This window comes from Pseudomonas sp. ES4 (assembly GCF_050586665.1).
GTDB classification, from domain to species: Bacteria; Pseudomonadota; Gammaproteobacteria; order Pseudomonadales; family Pseudomonadaceae; genus Aquipseudomonas; species Aquipseudomonas frederiksbergensis.
In genome coordinates this window covers 1-18,909 of sequence record NZ_JBOBDO010000004.1, presented here as the reverse complement: position 1 = coordinate 18,909, position 18,909 = coordinate 1, and the positions used below count along the sequence as shown (strand labels likewise).

13 protein-coding genes are annotated in these 18,909 nt (G+C 60.4%); 2 read left to right on the top strand and 11 right to left on the bottom strand.

What is annotated here, in order from left to right; translation table 11 throughout:
• Window positions 1-431 precede the first annotated feature (431 nt).
• A complete protein-coding gene (locus ACQ4OB_RS05985; RefSeq protein WP_074872434.1) occupies window positions 432-1,121 on the top strand; it encodes an NYN domain-containing protein in 690 nt (229 codons plus the stop codon).
• Here ACQ4OB_RS05985 and ACQ4OB_RS05980 read toward each other — a convergent pair.
• From ACQ4OB_RS05980 to ACQ4OB_RS05930, 11 genes are all read right to left on the bottom strand, one after another.
• Complete coding sequence (locus tag ACQ4OB_RS05980; RefSeq protein WP_102616652.1) at window positions 1,102-2,535, bottom strand: efflux transporter outer membrane subunit; 1,434 nt, start codon at window positions 2,533-2,535, stop codon at window positions 1,102-1,104. The genes ACQ4OB_RS05985 and ACQ4OB_RS05980 overlap by 20 nt on opposite strands.
• Window positions 2,536-2,678: 143 nt before the next feature.
• A complete protein-coding gene (locus ACQ4OB_RS05975; RefSeq protein ID WP_102616651.1) occupies window positions 2,679-3,743 on the bottom strand; it encodes an HlyD family secretion protein in 1,065 nt (354 codons plus the stop codon).
• 26 nt (window positions 3,744-3,769) lie between these two features.
• On the bottom strand, window positions 3,770-5,305 hold the full coding sequence (locus ACQ4OB_RS05970) for an MFS transporter (protein WP_430955281.1): 1,536 nt from the start codon (window positions 5,303-5,305) through the stop codon (window positions 3,770-3,772).
• 336 nt (window positions 5,306-5,641) lie between these two features.
• The gene (locus ACQ4OB_RS05965) at window positions 5,642-6,562 is read right to left on the bottom strand and encodes a LysR family transcriptional regulator (protein WP_102616649.1); all 921 of its coding nucleotides are present in this window, start codon (window positions 6,560-6,562) and stop codon (window positions 5,642-5,644) included.
• Between the two features lie 201 nt (window positions 6,563-6,763).
• Window positions 6,764-7,630, bottom strand: a complete 867-nt coding sequence (locus tag ACQ4OB_RS05960) for an ABC transporter permease (RefSeq protein WP_430955280.1) — start codon at window positions 7,628-7,630, stop codon at window positions 6,764-6,766.
• 20 nt (window positions 7,631-7,650) lie between these two features.
• Entirely contained in the window at window positions 7,651-8,511 is an 861-nt protein-coding gene (locus ACQ4OB_RS05955; protein WP_102616647.1) for an ABC transporter ATP-binding protein, read from the bottom strand.
• A 5-nt stretch (window positions 8,512-8,516) separates the two neighbouring features.
• Window positions 8,517-9,542, bottom strand: coding sequence for an ABC transporter substrate-binding protein (locus tag ACQ4OB_RS05950; RefSeq protein WP_074872425.1), 1,026 nt, complete (start codon window positions 9,540-9,542; stop codon window positions 8,517-8,519).
• 18 nt (window positions 9,543-9,560) lie between these two features.
• Window positions 9,561-10,457: a TauD/TfdA dioxygenase family protein gene (locus tag ACQ4OB_RS05945; RefSeq protein ID WP_074872423.1), complete on the bottom strand. Its 897-nt coding sequence runs from the start codon at window positions 10,455-10,457 to the stop codon at window positions 9,561-9,563.
• Window positions 10,458-10,760: 303 nt separating this feature from the next.
• On the bottom strand, window positions 10,761-12,128 hold the full coding sequence (locus tag ACQ4OB_RS05940) for an HlyD family type I secretion periplasmic adaptor subunit (RefSeq protein WP_074872420.1): 1,368 nt from the start codon (window positions 12,126-12,128) through the stop codon (window positions 10,761-10,763).
• A complete protein-coding gene (locus ACQ4OB_RS05935; RefSeq protein WP_074872418.1) occupies window positions 12,118-14,274 on the bottom strand; it encodes a type I secretion system permease/ATPase in 2,157 nt (718 codons plus the stop codon). The genes ACQ4OB_RS05940 and ACQ4OB_RS05935 overlap by 11 nt, the downstream gene beginning before the upstream one ends.
• Window positions 14,275-14,316: 42 nt before the next feature.
• Window positions 14,317-15,669, bottom strand: a complete 1,353-nt coding sequence (locus ACQ4OB_RS05930) for a TolC family outer membrane protein (protein ID WP_074872416.1) — start codon at window positions 15,667-15,669, stop codon at window positions 14,317-14,319.
• A gap of 356 nt (window positions 15,670-16,025) precedes the next feature.
• On the opposite strand from ACQ4OB_RS05930, the gene ACQ4OB_RS05925 reads away from it, so the two are divergent.
• The coding region (locus ACQ4OB_RS05925) for a retention module-containing protein (RefSeq protein WP_430955279.1) at window positions 16,026-18,909 on the top strand (2,884 nt) is incomplete at its 3' end.

The window sequence follows — 18,909 nt, the reverse complement described above, 5'->3', positions numbered from 1 at the left end:
TGGATAGAAATGTAATGTTTCAAAAAGGACAAAATTTTCAGAGTGCTGAAATTAATCTTTCCGCCATGAGGGCTGGGTACCAAATCCCACACGAAATTGGGAACCATCGCTCAGTCAAAATTGAAGAGAGTGATAGACGTTTTGCGCTGTTGCTAGCCCTGCATCACGTCTTACCTTCTGTCGTAACAATCATTAACAGATGAGGCAATTCACGCCTTGACCCTCGCCCCGGCAACTGCACAAAACTGGCTCGCCGGAGCTGGAAAAGATCCAGTTGAGCGGAGCCTTGATGACTCGATGGTTGACGTGCGTAATGCACTCAATTTAGGATCAGCGCACTACTCAACCCCGTACGCAGAGATTCAGTTCTCTGGCAGTTGGGGTGAAAAAACCGGCTTCGGCCGGTTTTTTCGTTTCTGAGGATTGGATTTGTGCGCACTGCATTCTTTGTTGATGGTTACAACGTGTTCTACGGGTTGCTGGCAGACACACCTTACAAATGGCTAAATCTGCCGCAGTTACTGGCGCATATCGCCCATATTGAAAATCCTCAGAGCTCGCTAGCCTCAATTGACTACTTCACATCCTCGGTTAAACCAGAGCTGGCTACTCGCGGCATCGTTTCCAAAGAGGCACAAGACACTTACGTCCGTGCCCTGAGGGCTCACAATGTTGCCGTTCATTATGGTCGCCACCAACTTGAACCTGCGCGCGCACCCCGATTTATCAACAAGAAGATCGGCGCCTCACGCCAAGATACAACTGCCATATGGAAGCTCGAGGAAAAGGAAACCGACGTCCATATTGCAATAAGCATGTATCGCGCAGCAGCCAGACAAGCCAAGGTCAATGGTGCTGAAGGCATCCAACAACTGGTTTTAGTTTCCGGGGATACAGACATGGCCCCCGCGCTGAGAGCTATCCGAGAAGACTTTCCCCAAATGACAGTGGGTGTCGTTCTTCCTTACAGAACAGGGTTCAAACGAACCCCACCAGGCTCGCTAAAAGAACATTCCCACTGGATGCGCAGAGTCATCTCGGCAGAAGAGCTGCGGTCACACCAGTTTCCAGACAAGGTACCTACCCGTAAGACTCCGGCGATCAAACCGGATTATTGGTAACAATATCCGCCAACGGATACACCGACTCCCATCCCCCACCCAACGCCTTGTACAACCCGACCATCGCCAGCGACACCCCGGTCGAGCTCTCCACAAACTGCTCCTGAGTCGCCAACAGCGCGCCTTGCACCGTCAGCACGTTAACGAAATCCACCACCCCTTCCACATATTGCTGTTGCGCGGTGCGCAGGGCGATCTGGTTCTGGCGCACGGCTTCGGCAAGGCTGTCGCGGCGCAGTTGGCTGGCGTTGTAGGCGGTCAGTTGATCATCGATTTCATGCCAGGCGCGCAGCACGGTTTGCTGGTAGGCGATGGCGGCTTCCTGTTGTTGGGCTTCGCGCAAGTGCAGCACGCCGCGCAGGCGACCGCCGTCAAACAACGGCAAGCTGAATTGCGGGCCGATACCGAAAGAGCGCGAGCCCCAGGAGCCGAAATCGCTGAGTTGCATAGCTTGCGAACCGAGGTTGCCCGACAGGGTGATCCGCGGATAGAAATCACCCTTGGCCACACCGATGTTCGCGGTCGCGGCATGCAGGCGGGCTTCGGCCTGGCGGATGTCGGGGCGGCGCTCGGCCAGTTGCGACGGCAGACCGATAGCGACCTGACGCGGGGTTTGCGGCACCGGGGCGTCTGTGGATAACTCGGCAGACAGCGCTTGCGGCGGCTCGCCCATCAACAGGCTCAAGGCGTTGATCAGTTGCGACTGGCGCTGTTCCAGCGCGGGCAGGCGCGATTCGATGGCCGCTACCTGGGCGGCGGCTTCGGCGACATCCAGGTCGGTGGCGACACCGTCGGCCAGGCGTAGCTGCGAGAGTTTCAGGCTGTGGCGGGCGACGTCGAGGTTCTCCTCAGTGACGGCGCGGGTACTTTGCACACCACGCAGCTGAATGTAGTCCTGGACGGTTTCTGCGAGCACCGACAACAGCACGCCGCGCCGGTCGTTTTCTGCGACTTCCAGGGTCGCGTCAGCCGCTTCGGTTTCGCGGCGCACACGACCCCAGAAATCCAGTTCCCAGGACGCGGAGAAACCTCCATCCCACAAGTTATACGCCGAGTCGCCGTTGTGTCCCGACGGATCGCTCAAGCCTTCGCCGCTGTTGCGTTTACGCCCGTAGCTGCCAGTGGCGGCGGTGTTCGGGTAACGGTTGGCGGTAATCACCTGACGCACAGCGCGGCTTTGCTGCAAGCGGCTGCTGGCGAGTTTCAGGTCGAGGTTGTCGGTCAGGGCACGTTGGGTCAGGGCCGAGAGTTTTGGATCGTGGAAGACGTCCCACCAGCGTTCGTCCATGGTGTCGGCGATGGCTTGGCTGGGGGCGGACTTTGACGGTTTCGACCACTCGGTGATTTGCTGGGGTTGAGGCTTTTGAAAGTCCGGGCCGACGGTGCAGGCGTTCAGTGAAAACAGACTCAACACAATAGCTACTGAAGGAAAGCGGCTCTTGTGGCGAGGGGGCTTGCCCCCGTTCGAGTGCGAAGCGCTCGCAGCTTTTGGGGCCGCTTCGCGGCCCAACGGGGGCAAGCCCCCTCGCCACAGGGATGGATGTCTACCGAAAATAATCACCGTTGAACAACCTCACGCTTATCGGCACTGGCAGTATCAATCCTCGCCTCCACCGACATCCCGACCCGCAACCGCTCCGCCAATGGCTGACCCGGATCAAGGACGATTTTCACCGGAATCCGCTGCACCACCTTGGTGAAATTGCCGGTGGCGTTGTCCGGCTTGACCGAGGCGAACGTCACACCCGTGGCCGGTGCGATGCTCTCGACGCGACCGCTCAGGGCCTGGCCGCCGAGGCTGTCGACACGCACTTGCACGTCCTGCCCCGGCTGCACGTCGGTCAGTTGAGTCTCCTGAAAATTGGCGACCACATAGGCCTGCGCAAGCGGCACCACCGCGAGGATTTTGCTCCCCGGCGTGACATAGGCGCCGACCCGAACGGCGCGCTCGCCGACCATACCGTCCTGAGGTGCAACGATGCGTGTGTAGGACAGCTCGTAGCTGGCCATTTCCAGCGCCGCTTGCGCCCGTTTCAGCCCACCTTCCGCCGCGTCACGCTGGGCGGTGAGGATCTCCACCTGTTTGCGTTCCGCCGCCAGCACCGCCGTCACGTTAGCCAGCCGCGCGGTGGCCTGATCGATGCGGGTCCGCGCTTGTTGGGCGTTCTGCACCGTACCGGCGCCCACCCCGGCGAGATGGTTGTAGCGGTTCAATTCATGCTCGGCGAAGGCCATTTCTGCCTTGGCCGACACAACGGAGGCCTGGGCCTGGGCGATCACCGAAGCCTGGCGTTCAAGGGTCGCACGGGCATTTTGCAGTTGCGCCCTGGCCACCAGGGTTTCGGCGTCTGCCGCTTGAGCGGCGGCACGCAAATCCCGGTCATCAATCAACGCCAGCAACTGCCCGGCCTTGACCTGCTGATTGTCCTCCACCAGCACTTCCTTGATGAACCCGGCCACGCGCGGCACCACCAGGGTGAAGTCCGCCGAGACAAAGGCGTCATTGGTGTTCTGTTGCGTGCGTTTGCCGAACAGGCCGGGCGCCAGCCAATACACCAGCACCCCGAGCACCATTACCGCGGCGATGCCAACGGCCACTTTTTGCTTTGATTGAGTCGTCATGAAAACCTTCTGTTTCAGTGAAGCATTCAAGTCGGCGCGCGCGGCGGATAGATCCGCGTCGGCAGCCAGAAAATCAGCAGGATCAGCGCCAGTGCGACGCCGGCCATGCACAGATAAAGATCCGAGGCCGTCAGCACCACGGCCTGCTCATGCAGCCGATGGGCAAGGCCCGCGCTGTCGCTGTCGACCAGGGGTGAGTTGCCGAGGCTGTCCACCAGCATCATCGAGTGCCAATGCAGCCTTGAGGTGGTCAATGCCTCCAGCACGCCGGTGGCGATCACCGCCGCCAGGCCTTTTACGGTGTTGAACCAGGCCGAAGCGAACGGGCCTTCCATCGGGCTGATGCTGCCGGTGGAGAGCATCAACAGCGGCAGCACCGCCATCGGCTGACCGAAGATTTGCAGCAGTTGCAGCGCATAGAAGTCGTCGCGAATCCACACCGACGTCAACTGCGACCCACCGATGCAGGACAGCGCCAGCATGCTCAGGCCGATCCCCAGCACCCAGCGGCAATCGACCCAGCGCAGGTTGCATAACGCCGCCACCAACGGCAGCGCAATCAACTGCGGCAGCGCTGCCAGCAACATGATGGGTGCGGTCTGAACCGGGCGATAACCCTGTACTTGCGCCAGGTAACTGGACGGAATGATGATCACCGCCAGCAGCACCACCAACACCCCGGCCAAGGTCAGCAAGGCGAACGACAGGTTGCGGATGCCGAGCATCTGCAGCTTGAAAAACGGCAGCGGTTGCGACCATTCGTTGACCAGAAACAGCACCAGCAGCAGCAACCCACCGCCGAGCAATCCGCAGATCAGGCTCGACTCGAACCAGTCCAGTCGATTGCCTTGCAAAATGCCGATCACCAGCATGCAGATCGCCGGAAAACCCAGCAGCACGCCGCGCCAGTTGAATTGTTTGAAGCGCTCCAGGCGCAACGGGTCCTGGGGCAAGCCATACGCCACCGCGACCATGGCGATCAGACACGGTGCGATGATTTGCCAGAAGGTCCATTGCCATCCGACGTGTTCGGTCCACAACCCGGCCAGCGGAGTGCCAAGCCCCGGGCCGAACGTCGCGGTCAGGGCGTAACCGGCCAGGCCGTAGAGCTTCACGTTGGCCGGCAAGAAGCGCAGGGCGACGGTCATCAGCATCGGCGGCAATGCACCGCCTGCCAGGCCTTGCAAGGTGCGCATGACCAGCAGGCTTTCATAGTTCGGAGCGAACGGGCACAACACGCCCAACAGGGTGAATGCGCTGATGGCGCAGAGGGTGAACCGCCGCAGCGAAAACGTCACCGAGCACCAAGGTGCGAAGGCCATGGCGGCCACCGAGGTCGCGGTGTAACTGGCGACCAGCCAGGTGCCTTCGTCGTAGCCGATGGCCAATGCGCCGCGGATGTCGGCGAGGGCAACCTTGGTCACCACCTCGTTCAGGCCCGACACCAGCACCGCCAACAACACGCCCACCAGGCCGATGATGATCCGCGGACCAAAAACCGGTGGCGTGACGGCAGCCGGGCTGGCCGCGGCGAGAGGTGCCGTGACCGTGAGGGAAGTCATGACTGCAAGCTCCGGGGTTTGAATACCGAAGCATTTTAAGAAGCGCGAGACCTTACGAAAATTGACTTATTGGCAGTTTATAAGTGCGCCTCATGCAGCAATTTGATCGTTCCTCACGCTCTGCGTGGGAATGCAGCCCGGGACGCTCCGCGTCCCTTTCGCGAGCTGGAACGCGGAGCGTCCCTAGAAGCATTCCCACGCAGAGCGTGGGAACGATCAGTCAACCCCTGTGGGAGCGAGCCTGCTCGCGACAGGGCCATAACATTCAACATTTATGCTGACTGATCCAACGCTATCGCGAGCAGGCTCACTCCCACAGGGGGACAGCGTTCAATTTCAAATGGGTTGTGCCGCCAGCCACGTTTCGTCGCAACAGGCTTTCAGGGTTTCGCGCAGCCAGCGATGGGCCGGATCCTTGTCGAAACGCGGGTGCCAGGCTTGGGTCAGCATTAGGGTGGGCAAGGGAATCGGCAGGGTAAACGAGCGCAGCTTCAGGCCCAGGCGCTGGACGCTCAGCAATGCCTCCTTGGGCACCGGCAGAATCAAATCGGAATCAGGCAAGGCAAACATCGCCGCATGGAAACTCGGCGCAATCACCGCCACCCGCCGTTCCAGCCCCAAGGCATTGAGCGCGGTATCGATCGGGCCTCGGGCGATGCCGCGACGGGACATGCTGATATGGGAAAACCCGGCGTAACGCTCGGCGGTGATCTCCTCATCGAACAGCGGGTGGTCTTCGCGAACCAGGCCGACGAAATGAGTAGAGAACAGGTTCTGAATCTTCACTTCCGGAGTCAGCGGTCGGGTATTGCTGATGCTCAGGTCGATCCGCCCTTCGCGCAACGCTTCGTCATCGCCATCGCCTTCCGGCACAAAACGCAGCTCGCAGTGCGGCGCCTGGCGATCCAGGGTGTCGAAGAGTTTTCCACCGTAAACGCCGACGAAAAAGTCGTTGGCGCGAATGTTGAACCGACGGCGCAACGTGCCCAGCTCCACCGCATCGGCCGAGCGAAACAACAGCGCGGCCTGCTCCACCACGTCACGCACCTGCTCGCGCAACGCCAGCGCCTTGGGCGTTGGCACCAGGCCACGCCCGGCGCGCACCAGGATCGGATCGCCGATGGCCTCGCGAATCCGCGTCAGCGTCCGGCTCATCGCCGCCGGGCTGAGGTTCATCCGCCGCGCGGCGCCTACCACACTGCCCTCGTCGAGCAAGGCGTCGAGGGCGACCAACAAATTCATGTCCGGGAGTTGCATGCTGAGCACTCATGGCTGATCTGGATTGATCCAGACGCAATGCTAGCAAACATCCCCCGGCTGATGTGTTAGCTGGCCTGGCCCCATCGCGAGCAGGCTCACTCCCACAGGGTTATGTGTCGAATACAGGGTCTGCATCCACTGAAGATCACTGTGGGAGTGAGCCTGCTCGCGATGGCGTCAGACCTGTCACCACAAATCTTACCGCTGCATCCCCCACCGCTTCACCGTCACCCGTTCCAGAGTGCTGAACACCAGATTTTCCACCAACAAGCCGATCAGGATCACCACCGCCAACCCGGCAAACACCTTGTCGGTGTACAGCTCATTACGGTTCTGGAAGATGTACCAGCCCAAGCCGCCCTTGCCGCTGGTGGCGCCGAACACCAATTCAGCGGCGATCAGCGTACGCCAGGCGAAGGCCCAGCCGATCTTCAGCCCGGCTAGAATCGATGGCAACGCTGCCGGGATCAGGATGAACAGCACGAAACGCATGCCTTTGAGGCCGTAATTGCGTCCGGCCATGCGCAGGGTTTCCGAGACACCGAGGAACCCGGCATAAGTGTTCAACGCCAGCGCCCAGAGCACCGAATGCACCAACACAAAAATCAGACTGTTCTGCCCCAGGCCGAACCACAGCAACGCCAGCGGCAACAGAGCAATCGCCGGCAGCGGGTTGAACATCGAGGTCAACGTACTCAACAGGTCGCGGCCGAACTGCGTCGACACCGCCAGGGTAGTCAGGGCAAATGCCAGGACAATGCCGATCAGGTAACCCTTGAGCAACACCACCAGCGAAATCCACACCTTGCCCAGCAACTCGCCGCTGAGCAAACCGTCGTACAGCGCGCTCGCGGTTTGCAGAAAACTTGGCAGCAGCAGGTCGTTGTCCTGAACGCGGGCAACCACCTCCCACAGGACCGCGAGCAAAATCAGGATCAGGCTTTTGCGTAACCAGCCTTGTTGCCACAGACGCTGAGCGAGCGGCAATTCACGCTCCAGCGGCACGCTCGTCAGCGGCTGCAACACCGTTTCAAATTCTTCACGCGGGGATGATAAAAGGCTCATCGGGCACTCCTCTCAATGGCTCAATAAGCGATGCGGATGTCGGAGAAATCCAGCTCACGCTCGGTTTGCGGGGACTGACCTTCATCGAACAACAACCGATGAATACGTCGCGCCGACTCCTGAAAGGCCACGCCGCCAAGGCTGTGCAAGTCGTATTGATGGCTGTGGACTTCCGCCCGCACCCGCCCCGGATGCGGCGACAGCAGCAGGATTCGATTGCCCACCACCAACGCTTCTTCGATGGAGTGCGTGACGAACAGCAGCGTGAAGCGCACTTCTTCCCAGAGCAGCAGCAATTCTTCCTGCATCTTGCGGCGGGTCAGTGCATCGAGGGCGGCAAAGGGTTCGTCCATCAAGAGGATTTTCGGCTGCATGGCCAGTGCACGAGCAATCGCCACCCGCGCTTTCATGCCGCCGGACAAGGTATGCGGATAGGCATCGGCAAACGCCGCCAGACCGACCTTGTCCAGATAGTGCAGCGCCCGCTCCTCGGCCTCTTTGCGCTTGAGGGTTTTCGAGGCAAGCAGCGGAAACATCACGTTCTGTTTGACGGTTTTCCACGGCGGCAGTTGATCGAACTCCTGGAACACCACGATCCGGTCCGGCCCCGGGGCATGAACGGTTTGCCCCTGAAGACGAATCTCGCCTTCACACGGCTGGATGAACCCGGCGACTGCCTTGAGCAACGTTGATTTGCCGCAACCGGACGGACCGAGCAGCACAAAGCGGTCCGCCGGATCGATTTCAAAGCTGACCTGATGGGTCGCACGAACCACCCGCTGAGGCGTGCGGTATTCGAGGCTGACGTTGTCGACCGACAGCAGCGCTTGGGCTGGCGCGATCGGTTTGCTGACCGTGTGGCCTTGCAAAGGGGCGTTCATCTCGGTCAGCTCCCTTGCAGCGGTTTGGCGTCCTGGAAGAAGTAGTCCTTCCACGAATCCGGTTTGTTTTTGATCGCGCCAACGCGGTAGAGGAATTCGGCCAGCGGGTAAGTATTTTTCGGCGTGACGCTGAATTCGAACTGCGGGTTATCGATGATTTTCAGCAGCGCAGCGCGGTCGATTTTCGCCTTGGTGACGCGGATGTACGTGTCCGCCGCCGCGCCTTTATCGTTCTGGGCGAACTCGGCCGCCTCGGTCAGTGCCTGGACGAACGCCTTATAGGTTTTCGGGTTCTCGTCGCGGAATTTCTCGGTAGCGAACAGCACCGTCGGCGAGTTCGGGCCGAGCACGTCATTGGAATTCAGCACAACGTGGACGTTAGGGTTGGCCAGCTCTTGATCCTGGAACGGCGGGTTGGAAAAGTGCCCGGTCAACTCGGTGCCGCCGGCAATCAGCGCCGCCGTGGCGTCGGGGTGCGGAACGGCGATGGTGTACTTGTCGAGGCGATTGAATTCCTTGTCGCCCCACTGCTTGGCGGCCGCGTATTGCAGGATGCGCGACTGCACCGACACGCCGACCGCCGGCACCGCGATGCGGTCCTTCTCGGTGAAGTCAGCGATGGTTTTGACCTTGGGGTTGTTGCTCACCAGGTAGTACGGGAAGTTGCCGAGGGAGGCGACGGCTTTGACGTTTTGCTTGCCGTGGGTGCGGTCCCAGATGGTCAGCAGCGGACCGACGCCCGCACCGGCGATATCAATGGAACCGGAGAGCAACGCATCGTTGACCGCCGCACCGCCGGAGAGTTGGGTCCAGTCGACCTTGATGTCGATGCCTTCCTGCTTCCCGTACTTCTCGATCAGGTTCTGGTCGCGCACCACATTGAGCAACAGATAAACAATGCCGAACTGCTCGGCGATGCGGATTTCACCTTCAGCATGGGCCACGGTCGGCGCCACCAGGCTGCCGGTGATCAGGCTGAAACCCAGGCCGATGGCCGCAGCCAACGGTGCAAATGGAAGACGTTTGGACATGAGAGTTTCTCCGACAAATCAGAAAGGCGCGTCGCCCTGGATGGTGGTGCGATACAACTTGCGGCGCAGGTAGCTTGGGCATCCGGCGGCGAGATGAATCAGCGAACGGTTGTCCCAGAACACCAGGTCGTGGGCCTGCCATTGATGGCGGTAGATGTTTTGCGGCAGCACGCTGTGGGCGTAGAGCTCATCAAGCAATTGCTTGCTCTCGTCTTCCGGCAAACCAACGATGCGCGTGGTGAAACCCTCGCTGACGAACAACGCCTTGCGACCGTTTTCCGGGTGAGTGCGAACAATCGGGTGGACCACTTCAGCCACCTGAGCCAGTTGCTCGGGCGTCAGCGTCGGGCGCCAGTTGCCTTCGAATTTGGTCTCGCTGTAACGCGCCGTGTAGGAGTGCGCGGCCGAGCGACCTTCGACAGCTTTGCGCAACGCTTCGGGCAGGTTGTCCCAGGCTTTGTGCATGTCGGCGAACAGCGTGTCGCCGCCCTCGGACGGCAGCTCCTGGGCATGCAGCATCGAACCCAGGCTTGGCAGTTCTTTATAGGACAGGTCGGAATGCCAGAACTTGCCGGCGTCACCGAGGCCGATGGATTGGCCGTTCTCGATGATGTTGGAAACGATGAGGATTTCCGGGTGCCCGGCCAGCAGGAATTGCTTGAGCACGTGGATCTGCAACACACCGAAACGGCGGCTAAAGGCAATGTGTTGCTCGGGGGTAATGCGCTGGTCGCGGAACACCACGACGTGATGATCCAGGTGCGCGCGGTGGATGCGGGCGAAGTCCTGATCATTGATCGGGCGGGACAGGTCGAGGCCGATGATTTCGGCACCGACGGCGCCACTGAACGGGCGGATGTCGAAGGTTTGCGGCGCGATGTTCGCGGCGCTTGGGAAAGCCGTTGCTGCAGACATAAATCACTCCCACGCACGGCACGCTCAAGGGCGCGCGCGTCGATCAAGAAACTCACGGAGGGCCCGTGTTGGTTCGTGTCGTGCGGCGCGCCGATTGGTCGGAAGGTACGCAGGAGAATGACTTTATAGATATAAGAACTGAAATTTAAATACCGTTAGCGAATAACGATATGTTTTTTGGATGTGTTGTTCTTGAGGCCCTCATCGCGAGCAGGCTCGCTCCCACAGGGGTTATGTGATCGACACAGAACCAATGTGGGAGCGAGCCTGCTCGCGATGAGGGCCATCAGCCCCAGCCGACATCTAACGCTCGTGCAACGCTTCGGCCCGCGCGCGAATGATCGGCTTGAGCAGGTAGCTGAGCACAGTCTTCTTGCCAGTAATGATGTCCACCGAAGCCACCATCCCCGGGATGATCAGCAGCGGCTTTTCATCCGTGCCCAAATGGCTGCGGTCAGTGCGCAGCTTGATGATGTAGTAGGTGTTTTTCTTGTCTTCGTCGGTGATGGTGTCAGCACCGATCTGCTCAAGCCTGGCCTTCAGCCCACCGTAAATGGTGTAGTCATACGCCGTGAACTTCACCGTCGCTTCCTGCCCCGGATGCAGGAAGGCGATGTCTTGCGGACGTACTTTCGCTTCCACCAGCAAGGTGTCGTCCAGCGGCACGATTTCCACCAGGTCGCTGCCCGGCTGGATCACGCCGCCGATGGTGTTGACCAGCAATTTGTTGACGATGCCGCGCACCGGCGAGGTGACCAGCGTCCGGCTGACCCGGTCTTCCAGCGCCTTGCCGGTGGCTTGGGCCTTGTTCAGATCCGTGCGTGCTTCATTGAGTTGAGTCAGTGCTTCGCTGCGGAATTTGCCACGAGTCTCGTCGATTTTGCGCTGCACTTCCTTGATCGCCGATTGGGCACGAGGAATGGCCAGGGTGGTCGCGTCGAGTTGCCCGCGGGTTTCAACCTCGGCGCGCTTGAGTCGCAGCACTTCAACCGGCGATACCGCGCCCTGGGCCACCAACGGCTCGGACATGTTGATTTCCTGACGCTGCAGCGCAAGACCGTTGCGGTACTGCGACTGCTTGGAAGTGAACTCGCGCAGCTCTTGCTGACGCTGGATCAACTGCTCCTCCAAACCGCCAATTTCATCGTGCAACTGCTGGCGGCGACTGATGTACAGCGACTCCTCGCTGGCTGCCTGACCGGGGACGGCCTTGAGTACATCCGCCGGGAAGTTCAGCGGGCGGTCATCGACTTCCGCGCTCAAGCGTTCGACTCGCAGCAGCATGGACAATCGATCGGCCTCGGTTTCGCCGACGTTGGAGGCGAATCGCGTGTCGTCCAGGCGAATCAGCGGCGCGCCGGCTTCAACGATCTGCCCTTCGGTCACGAACAACTCGGAGACGATACCGCCCTCCAGGTTCTGGATTTTCTGGATCTTGGACGAGGGAATCGCCTTGCCATCGCCCTTGGTGACTTCGTCGACCACGGCGAAGTTGGCCCAGAGCAACAGGAACACGAAGAAGCCAATGATCGCCCAGATGGTCAGCCGCACTACACGCGGGGCGTCTTCGATCAGCGCTTTGTTGACCTCGGGAAGTGGCTGGCCATGCAGCGAATCGGAGCCTTTGAAATAACGGCCGATCGAATTCTTTAAACCCGACTTAAGCAACACTGATCTGCCCCTTCTTCAACGCTTCCATCACCGCGGCTTTCGGGCCGTCGGCGAGAATTTGCCCGCGGTCGATGACGATCAGACGATCCACCAGCGACAACAGCGAAGCCCGGTGCGTTACCAGCACCACGGTTTTGTTTTCAACCACCACCGCGAGGCGTTGCTTGAGGCGTTCTTCGCCGGTGTTGTCCATGGCGCTGGTCGGCTCGTCGAGCAGCAGGATCGGCGGGTTGAGCAGTAGCGCACGGGCCAGGGCGACGTTCTGGCGCTGACCGCCAGACAGGTTCTGCCCACGCTCGCCCACTTGCAGCTCATAACCCTGTGGGTGCAGGCGGGCGAATTCGTGGACGCCGGCCAGTTCGGCCGCTTGCAGCACCATTTCGTCTTCGACATAGCGCGCGCCCGACACCAGGTTGTCGCGCAGGGTGCCGGCCAGTAGCTGGATGTCCTGGGCCACGTAGCCAATGTTGTGGCGCAATTCGCTGACGTCGATCTGACGGATATCGACGCCATCCACCAACAGGGCGCCATCGTCCGGCTGGTAGAGGCCTACGAGCAGTTTGGCCAGGGAACTTTTCCCCGAGCCGCTGCGCCCGATGATGCCGATTTTCTCGCCAGGCTTGATGGTCAGGTTGATGTTCTTCAGCGCCGCGTTCTGTTGGTTCGGGTAGGTGAAGTTCATCTGCCGGCATTCGATGGCGCCTTGCAGCACATTGCGGCTCAATGGACGTTCATCGAAGTTGCGCTCTTGCGGCAGCTCCATCATCTGATCGACCGAGACCATGGTCACCCGCGCTTGCTGGTAACGCGTCAACAGGCCGGACAACGAGGCCAGCGGGCTGAGCGCGCGGCCGCTGAGCATGTAGCAAGCGATCAAACCGCCCATGCTCAGGTGACCGTCGATGATCTGGTACACGCCGAAGACGATCATGATCACCCCGGCCAGTTGCTGGATCAGCAAGGTGATGTTCATCGCCAGACCGGAAAGCATTTTCACCCGCAGCTCGAGTCGGCTGAGGGTGCCGATGGTTTGCTCCCACTGATATTGACGTTCGCTTTCGGCGTTGTTGACCTTCACAGCGTCCAGGCCGGCGAGGGTTTCGATCAGGCTCGACTGCCGCTCGGCGCCCAGCGCCATGGTTCGCTCCATGGTCGCCACCAGCGGCTTCTGCAAGGCATAGCCGATCAGCAGGGCAATCGGGAACGCCAGCACCGGAATCCACACCAGATGCCCGCCGAGAATGGCGATGACCATGAAGATCAGCAATGTAAACGGCAGGTCGATCAGGCTGGTGAGGGTCAGCGAGGCGAGGAAGTCGCGCAGGCTCTGAAACTCATGGATGTTCTGGGCAAAGCTGCCGACCCGCGCCGGGCGGTACTTCATGGCCATGCCGACGATGCGCTCGAACAACGTGGCCGAGATGATCAGGTCGGTTTTCTTCCCGGCCAGGTCGAGGCAGAGGCTGCGCAGGCTTTTGAGGATCAGGTCGAACAGATACGCCCCGGTGATGCCGATGGCCAACACCCACAGGGTCGATTCGGCCTGGTTCGGCACGACGCGGTCGTAGACGTTCATCACGAACAGCGGCGCGGCCATGGCAATGATGTTGATCAGGAAACTGGCGGCGATGGCGTCGGCGTACAGCCAGCGCGAACGCTTGAGGGTGTCGCGGAACCACGAGCGCGCGCGCGGGATCAGCGTGCCGTGATTGACGTCGAATTTGTGCTGGGGTTGAGCAAAGAACACTTTGCCGATGTAGTCATCGGCCAGCAGTTCGCGGCTGACGACACTTTCGCCGCCATCGCTTTCGCTGAGCAGCAGGCGCGCCTGGTCGTCACCGTGCCAACCAAGCAGGACGGCACTGCGACCGTCCTTGAGCAGCAACAGCGCCGGCATGGCAATCGCCGGGATCTGCTCCAGTTTGCGCACCAGCACCCGCCCTTGCAGGCCGGCGCGAGCGGCCGCGCGGGGCAGCAGCTCAACACTCAGGCGCTGCTTGGGCAACGGCAGGCCGGTGGTCAACATCGCGGCGCTGGCCGGTTTCTGATGCAGGACGCAAAGAGCCAGCAAGCCGTCCAGTAATGGATCGTCGTGCAGCGCGCGTGGATCATGAATGAGTTGAACTCGACTGACTTCTGATTCCACGCTCGGCACTCTTGGCTAACAATTGAACAATGAAGGTTCTGCTCAGTTCATACCGGGCAGTTGAACCTTGGGCTTCACGTCGTTCTGCACAACGGATGCCAACGGTGCCACCACTCCCTGGCTTTTGAGCAACTCGCCCATGGTCGCCTTGATTCGGTACTGAGTAAATAACTGAATGTTCTTGATCTCCGCCAGACGGCGAGAAGCCGAGAATAGCTCGTTTTCACTGTCGAGCAGGTCGAGCAAGGTGCGTTCACCCAGACTGAACTGCTTCTGATAGGCGGTACGCACGCTGGTGCTGCGATCGACATATTGCTGAGCGATCGGTACTTGGGCGTTAGCGTTGTTCAAGGCATTCCAGGCCAGGCCCAGTTCTTCGTTCAACACACGCAGGGCGTTGTTGCGAATGTCCAGTGCCTGGTTGGACAGGTAAGACTTGGCTTCCAGATCAGCCTTGTTGCTGCCGCCGGAATACAGGTTGAAGCGCATGCGCAACATGGCCTGCCATTCATTGCTGTGACCGTTCTGGCCGTCGATATCGTTGTCGGCAGAGCGACCCAATTCAGCATCGAAACGCGGGTAGAAGGTCGACTTGGCGGCTGCGTACTGCTTCTCGGCAGCGGCGATGTCCGACTCGGCGGAACGCAGGATAGGGCTGTTTTCCAGCATCTGCGCCCGGGCTTCATTCAGGTTGGCCGGCAACAGCGCCATGAAATCGGAAGGACGCTCCAGCTGATCGGGCATCTGGCCGACGGCGCTGAGGAAGTTGGTCTCGGCGTCAGCCAGGTTGGTCTGTTCGGTGATCAGGTTGTTGCGAGCCTGGGCCATACGCGCTTCGGCTTGATCGAGGTCGGCGCCACTGCCCACGCCACGCTGGGTGCGCAACTTGATCTGGTCGAAAGTCCGTTCGTGGTTCTTCAGGTTGTCGGTCGCCAGACGCACGAACTCACGGCGGGTCAGCACGTCGAGATACACCTGGGCGACGGTGAGCGCGGTGCGTTCGGAGGTGCCCAGCAAGGAGTAAGCGCGGGAATTAACGGTGGCTTGTTGACGCCCCACTTCACTCGACGTCGCAAAACCGTCAAAAACCATTTGCGACAACCGCACGCTCGATTCACTGCGAGTCAGGGTTTCCCAGTGATTGTTGTTGCCGGCGCCACGGGTGGTGACGTTGTCAGTGCCTTCGCGACCATATCCGCCAAGCAGATCGACCTTTGGGAGGTATCCCCCTTTTGCTGCCTTTAATTGATAATCCGCGGCCAATCGACTGTTAACGCCTGCCTGGATCTCCGGATGGACATCCAATGCCTGTTGCATGGCTTCCGGTAGGGACTGCGCCTGAACGAAACTGGCGGCAAGGGCGAAGGGTAAAGCCTTGAGCAGGTGCAAACGCATGGTTGGAATTTCCAGGATTTACTTGTCTTGAGTCACTGCAGATCGTGCCGCTGCATCGGATGATGACATCCGGAATGACCGTATGTCGGAAAGTTGCATTTTGGAACTGCATCACACTCTCTGGCACGTGCCAGCACTTAAATATCAATGTGACATTACGGAAGCGAGTGTTTAGGATGGCGGGCAAGAGGTCAATAGTTTGGCATAAAGTTTATATCGAAAAAATATAGCCAATTTATTGACTAATACCCGCGTCAAAGTTGTGCCTCTTATATCTTGAATGAACGTCCAGACTGTTTGGCAAACACGCCGCCAGATTCATGGAAGTCAACTGAATGCGACACCCGGAGAGTCTTATGAGCAGTGTTGTGGCCATCGTCAAAAGCATTGTCGGTCAGGTTTTCGCGGTGTCCCCAGAGGGCGTGCGCCGCTTACTCGTTGAAGGCGATCGGTTGTTTGTCGGCGATCAGGTAGACACCGGCGCAGCGGGCGCCGTTACGCTTGAGCTGGCTGACGGCCGGACCCTGGACCTGGGCCGCGACACTCAGTGGAGCGGCAGCGCGCCGGATTCCAGCGCTGACCTTGCCCAAGCCACTGCACAAGCTGCGCCATCGGTTGAAGAGCTGCAGCAAGCCATCGTTGCCGGCGCCGACCCGACCACCGATCTTGAAGCCACCGCAGCCGGCCCGACAGCTGCAGGCACAGGCGGCGCAGCAGGTGGCGGCCACAGCTTCGTGATGCTGGATGCAACCGCTGGCCGGGTCGACCCGACCATTGGTTTCCCAACCGACGGCCCTGACACCACTGCCGCAGCCACCACGCTCGATATCGGCAATCAGAACACCACGGCCACCAACGCTCCGAGCGTACTGACCGCTGATACTGGCACACAGGCCGAAGACAGCGTCGCGACCGGCAATGTCCTGACCAACGATAGCGATGCCGATACGCCTCTCAGCGTCTCCAGCTTCACCGTCGCCGGCATGGCCGGCAGTTTCACCGCAGGCCAGACGGCGACCATCGTCGGCGTCGGCACATTGACCATCGGCACCAATGGCAACTACACCTTTACTCCAGACGCCAACTACAACGGCGCCGTACCGCAAGTCACGTACACCACCAACACCGGCTTGACCAGCACGCTGGATCTCACCGTGACAGCGGTCGATGATCCGAGCGTTTTGACTGCAGACACCCAAACCATCGCAGAAGACACCCCTGCGATCGGTAATGTGCTGAGTAACGACAGCGACATCGACAACGTCCTGAGCGTGTCCACCTTCAGCATCGCCGGTGTCAATGGCACTTTCACAGCTGGCCAGACCGCCTCCATTGCCAACGTTGGCACCCTGGTCATTGCGGCCGATGGCGCCTACACCTTTACCCCGGTGGCCAACTACAACGGCACGGTGCCGACGGTCAGCTATACCGTCATTGACGGCTCTGGTTCTGGGGTCTCGTCGACCTTGGACATTGATGTGACCCCGGTTGATGACAGCTTCATCGACGTCAGCGAAACGGTGACCACGTCCGAAGACGCTCCAGTCAGTGGCAGTGTGCTGGCGGGTACTTCCAGCGTCGACGGTCCGGTCAGCGTGGTCAATTTCACGGTTGGTGAGACCACTTACGCCGCCGGCAGCACCGCGACCATCGCCAATGTCGGCACCCTGGTGCTCGCCGCCAACGGCGCCTACACCTTCACCCCGGCGGCCAACTACAACGGCACGGTGCCGACGGTCAGCTATACCGTCACCGACGGCTCCGGTACTGACGTCACGTCGACCCTGAACATCAGCGTGACCCCGGTCGATGACAGCTTCATCGACGCCAGCGAAACCGTGACCACCAGCGAAGACGCCCCAGTGGTCGGCAGCGTGCTTACCGATACGTCGAGCGTTGATGGCCCGGTCAGCGTAGTTAATTTCACGGTCGGCGGTACCCAGTACCAGGCCGGTGACACCGCGACTATCGCCAACGTCGGCACCCTGGTCATCGGAACGAACGGCGCTTACACCTTCACCCCGGCGGCCAACTACAACGGCCCAGTACCGACGGTCAGCTACACCGTCACTGACGGTTCCGGCACTGACGTCACCTCGACCCTGAACATCAGCGTCACCCCGGTCGACGACAGCTTCACCGACATCAGCGAAACCGTGACCACCTCCGAAGACGTTCCGGTGACCGGCAGCGTGCTTACCGGTACCTCGAGCGTTGATGGCCCGGTCAGCGTGGTCAACTTCACGGTTGGCGGTACCCAGTACCAGGCCGGTGACACCGCGACTATCACCAACGTCGGCACCCTGGTCATCGGAACGAACGGCGCTTACACCTTCACCCCGGCCGCCAATTACAACGGCGCGGTGCCTAGCGTGAGCTACACCGTCACCGACGGCTCCGGTTCTGACGTTACCTCGACCCTGAACATCAGCGTGACCCCGGTCGACGACAGCTTCACCGACATCAGCGAAACCGTGACCACCTCCGAAGACGTTCCGGTGACCGGCAGCCTGCTTACCGCTACCTCGAGCGTTGATGGCCCGGTCAGCGTGGTCAACTTCACGGTTGGCGGTACCCAGTACCAGGCCGGTGACACCGCGACTATCGCCAACGTCGGCACCCTGGTCATCGGAACGAACGGGGCTTATACCTTCACCCCGGCCGCCAATTACAACGGCACGGTGCCGACGGTCAGCTACACCGTCACCGACGGTTCCGGCACTGACGTCACCTCGACCCTGAACATCAGCGTCACCCCGGTCGACGACAGCTTCACCGACATCAGCGAAACCGTGACCACCAGCGAAGACGCCCCGGTGACCGGCAGCGTCCTCACCGGCACCAGCAGCGTCGATGGCGACGTCAGCGTGGTCAACTTCACGGTTGGCGGTACCCAGTACCAGGCCGGTGACACCGCGACCATCACTAACGTCGGCACCCTGGTGCTTGCCGCCAATGGCGCTTACACCTTTACTCCGGCAGCCAACTACAACGGCCCAGTACCGACGGTCAGCTACACCGTCACCGACGGTTCCGGCACTGACGTCACCTCGACCCTGAACATCAGCGTCACCCCGGTCGATGACAGTTTCACCGATGCCAGCGAAACGGTCTCCGGTCTGGAAGATGCCCCGGTGACCGGCAGCGTGCTTACCGGTACCTCGAGCGTTGATGGCCCGGTCAGCGTGCTCAATTTCACCGTCGGTGGTACCCAGTACCAAGCCGGTGACACCGCGACCC